General features: G+C 39.8%; 5 protein-coding genes. All 5 read left to right on the top strand.

Annotated features, from left to right (window positions below; translation table 11 throughout):
• Positions 1-186, top strand: a 186-nt coding sequence (locus AC4GME_RS14505; RefSeq protein WP_490379638.1) for a hypothetical protein, incomplete at its 5' end; no start/stop codon positions are given.
• Positions 187-248: 62 nt separating this feature from the next.
• Positions 249-821 (top strand): hypothetical protein, encoded by a 573-nt coding sequence (locus AC4GME_RS14500; protein WP_490375518.1) that lies wholly within the window; start codon positions 249-251, stop codon positions 819-821.
• A 192-nt stretch (positions 822-1,013) separates the two neighbouring features.
• Positions 1,014-1,340 (top strand): flagellar hook-basal body complex protein FliE, encoded by a 327-nt coding sequence (gene fliE / locus AC4GME_RS14495; protein WP_490375517.1) that lies wholly within the window; start codon positions 1,014-1,016, stop codon positions 1,338-1,340.
• 30 nt (positions 1,341-1,370) lie between these two features.
• Positions 1,371-3,083 (top strand): flagellar basal-body MS-ring/collar protein FliF, encoded by a 1,713-nt coding sequence (fliF, locus tag AC4GME_RS14490; RefSeq protein ID WP_490375516.1) that lies wholly within the window; start codon positions 1,371-1,373, stop codon positions 3,081-3,083.
• Complete coding sequence (fliG, locus tag AC4GME_RS14485) at positions 3,076-4,143, top strand: flagellar motor switch protein FliG (protein WP_490375515.1); 1,068 nt, start codon at positions 3,076-3,078, stop codon at positions 4,141-4,143. Before fliF ends, fliG begins: the two co-directional genes overlap by 8 nt.
• Positions 4,144-4,173: the final 30 nt, after the last annotated feature.

Below are 4,173 nucleotides of genomic sequence, written 5' to 3'. Positions count from 1 at the left end.
AAGCCATTCAAATATGTTCCATACATATTTGTCAGTGTTGAAAAAAGCCATCAAAATGGCGTTGCAGGAAAGGAGGAAAACAATGAACAGGTCAACTTCCTGGTTGATAATGGTTGTTGTAATATTCAGGGATACTATTATGGAAAACCAATGCCAGCTGAAGAAATGACCCATTATCTAAAATAACAGTACATTTCTATGGTCATTAACATATAATTATCAAACTCAAACTGTAAGGAAACTAGGTAATGTCATTTAAATTTAATGCGTTAAGTCTGTCAGCTCTCGCTTTTTTAGCAGGGTGTTCGGGTACCCCGGAGGAAGAAACTTCTGTTGGTGCGATTCCAAGCTGGATTTTAAATCCACAAGTTGAAGATGGTATTGCTGTTTCCGAGTGTGTTTTATTCTCTGGTAATATGTCGATAGATAGGCAACAAGCAGTTGCCAATGCGCGTACATCGCTTGCGCAGCGAATTGCAACACGTGTTAGTGCAATGGATAAAAGCTATCGAGATAAAGTTGAGGTAGCTTCTGGCGTAGAATCCGGTTCAACGTTTTCAAGTGTTTCTAAGCAAGTTACGCAACAAACGTTAACGGGTACTAACCCGATGAAAACAGATATCGTTAAAATCGCAGAGAAAGATAACCTATGTGTTTTAGTTGTTGTTGGTCAGGAATCAACTAAAGATATCTTTGAAAACTTGGTGAATGAAGCGAAGCGACCAATGTCGGCACAACAAAAAGATGTTTTATACGCAGAGTTTAAAGCGCATCGTGCAGAAGAGCAGTTGGATGCGGAATTAGAAAAATTCCAACAGTAAAAAAACTATTTATTTGCACCACTTATACCCAAACTACCTCAAGATGCTCTGAATCTGAATCTGAATCTGAATCTGAATCTGAATCTTGAAGTGGGTTGGCTATATTGAGAAGGGCGCTGATTTATTGGCGCCCTTTTTTATGGCATAAATATTGCTTTTATGTACCTATGTGTCAATAAATGGATAAAAATTATGAACCTTAATACTTCTGCTTTATTTAATGATTTACAAATGCAAGGTCTGAAAAGTAAAGGCTTGGATAGTGAACTTTCTAGTCAATCTGTGAGCCCGTCACAGACAGATTTTTCAAAAATGTTGAAGCAAGCGATAGATAATGTAAATGGTCTGCAGCAAAACACCTCAGAATTACGGAATCGTTTTGAAATGGGTGATAAAGAGGTTAGTTTGGGTGAAGTCATGATAGCATCGAACAAATCAAGTTTAGCATTTGACGCAACAGTGCAAATACGAAATAAAATGGTCGAAGCATATAAAGAAGTAATGAGCATGCCTGTTTAGGCGCTTTAGCGAAGATAAAAGGGAAGAACAGTGGCCGAGTTAGATAACAATGCAGATATGTTAATTGAAAACAGCAACTTTGATAGCGATGAGTCACTTGCGCACCCAGAAAAAGGCGCGTTAGCTTCATTCTTTTCAAATGTTGATGTGTTACGTCAAATTAGCATGATTATCGGTTTGTTAATTGTGCTGGCAATTGTTGTGATTATTTGGTCGTGGGGAAAAGAAGCGGACTATCGCCCCCTTGGTAGTTACCAAACAGATGAGTTAATCAGCACTCTTGATTTCCTTGATAAACAACAAATTCAATACAAACTTGAAGGCGATTCTATTCTCGTTATTTCCGATCAGTATCAAAAAATAAAACTGCTGATGACACGCGCAGGTTTAGTGAGTGATGATAGTGATAATGGCGATGATATTTTATTACAAGATATGGGCTTTGGTGTTAGTCAGCGCGTGGAAAAAGAGCGCTTAAAATTAAGCCGTGAACGTCAGTTGGCATTGGCTATTAAAGAGATGAAAAACATCACCAATGCACAAGTCTTATTAGCTATCCCCAAAGAGAGTGTATTTGCCCGAAAAGAGCGTAAAGCCAGTGCAACCGTTGTTGTGACCACCGCTCGTTCTTACGCACTTTCACCACAAGAGGTGGACTCAATTGTTGATATTGTCGCATCTGCGGTACAAGGCTTATCACCAAATAGTGTGACGGTTAGTGATCAGCGTGGACGTTTATTACATTCAGGTAGTAAAAGCGGCCTTTCAGCACAATCAAGTAAAGAGTTTGCCTTAGAACGCGAGCGAGAAGAGGAATATAAAGCAAAAATTGATGCGATTTTAATCCCTGTTTTAGGACTTGCAAATTATGCCTCTGAAGTTGATTTGGCGATGGACTTTACCGTTGTTGAAGAAACCAAAAAAACCTTTAATCCAGCAAACCAAACAGTTCGTAGTGAGATGCTGGTTGAAACTAAATCATCTAGTTCTGTGGTTGGCTCTGTACCTGGGGCATTAACCAACCAACCACCCGCGAACTCTTCCATTCCGGAGGAGTTGCGTGATAGCAAAGAATTCTCTGATGCTTCAGATGGAACTTCTCATAACGAATCAACACGAAATTATGAAGTGGATAGTACGGTTACCTATATCAAACATAAAGTAGGTAAAGTGGAGCGTTTGGCTGTCTCTGTTGCTTTAGATTATATCGCTGCAACAAACGCAGCCGGTGAGGTTTCATACGCCCCTCGAGCAGAAGAAGAAGTTGCTAATATTCGCCGTTTATTGCTTGGTGGTTTAGGTATTAACACTGAGCGTGGTGATCTCTTAGAAATTGCCTCTGTAAGCTTTAACCGCCCGGATTTAGCTGCTGTAGCTGAAGAGGAGTTTTGGAAAACAGAAATCTTCCAAAGTTATGTCCGCTTTGGTGGTAGTATGCTGGTTATTTTATTAACGCTACTGTTAATTGTTCGCCCAATAATGAAAAAACTACTTTACCCTGAAGCCATCGAGCAAGTTGATGAATATGATTTAGGTGGTGCAATCGGTGCAATGGCTGGAGATAATCTAGAACTGTTAAACGATGAAGATGATGGTGTTGAGTTCGGTATTAGCAACGGACAGATTAAATTACCTGATTTACATAAAGATGAAGATTTACTTAAAGCCGTGCGTGCATTAGTTGCCAATGAACCAGGTTTATCTGCACAAGTAATTAAAGAGTGGTTAGCCGCCGATGAATGATAAAAAGAAAGAAACTAAAGAAACTAAAGAAACTAAAGCAGTCGCTACGGCTGGGTTTAATATTGAAAAATTAAGTGGTGTCGAAAAATCAGCCCTGTTGATGCTGAGTTTAACACCAGCAGATGCAGCACAAATATTTCGTAATTTAGAGCCTAAACAGGTGCAAAAGTTGGGGATGGAGATGGCCGCTCTCGCAGACTCCTCTCAAGAGCGCGTATCAAGTGTGCATCGTGCATTTATCGAAGATATTCAAAAATACAGTAATATCGGTTTAGATAGTGAAGACTTTGTTAGAGCATCATTAATTGAAGCGCTAGGTGAAGATAAAGCGGGCAATTTAGTTGACCAAATAATTCTTGGTAGTGGTTCAAAAGGTCTTGATTCATTAAAGTGGATGGATGCACGACAAGTAGCATCAATTATTCAAAATGAGCATCCGCAAATTCAAACCATTGTTTTATCATATTTAGATCCTGAGCAATCAGCTGAAATATTGACTCAATTCCCGGAAAAAAATCGCCTTGATCTTATGATGCGTATTGCTGATTTAGAAGAGGTACAACCAGCCGCATTGCAAGAATTAAACGAGATTATGGAGAAACAGTTTGCCGGTCAAGCGGGTGCACAAGCTGCGAAAATGGGGGGCACTAAAGCTGCAGCTGATATTATGAACTATTTAGATACAGGTATCGAAGGTCCGTTAATGGACTCTTTACGTGAAACTGATGAAGATATGAGTCAGCAAATTCAAGATCTTATGTTTGTCTTTGACAATCTTATTGATCTTGATGATCGTGGCACGCAAGTATTATTGCGTGAAGTACCTGGAGAGCAGTTACAACGGGCAATAAAAGGTGCGGATGATCAGCTTAAAGAGAAAATCTTTAAGAATATGTCGAAACGTGCTGCCGAAATGTTGCAGGATGATCTAGAAGCAATGGGGCCGATTCGTATCAGTGAAGTGGAAGCTGCTCAGAAAGAGATCCTTACCATTGCGCGTCGTTTATCCGATGCCGGTGAGATTATGTTAGGCGGCGGTGGTGGTGATGAATTCTTATAAAGAATAAGATCCTGCTAATAATTCAGCGCG

Source organism: Psychromonas sp., from assembly GCF_983033635.1.
Note: the sequence above shows the minus strand (reverse complement) of the source record. Positions and strands in the feature narration are given on the sequence as shown.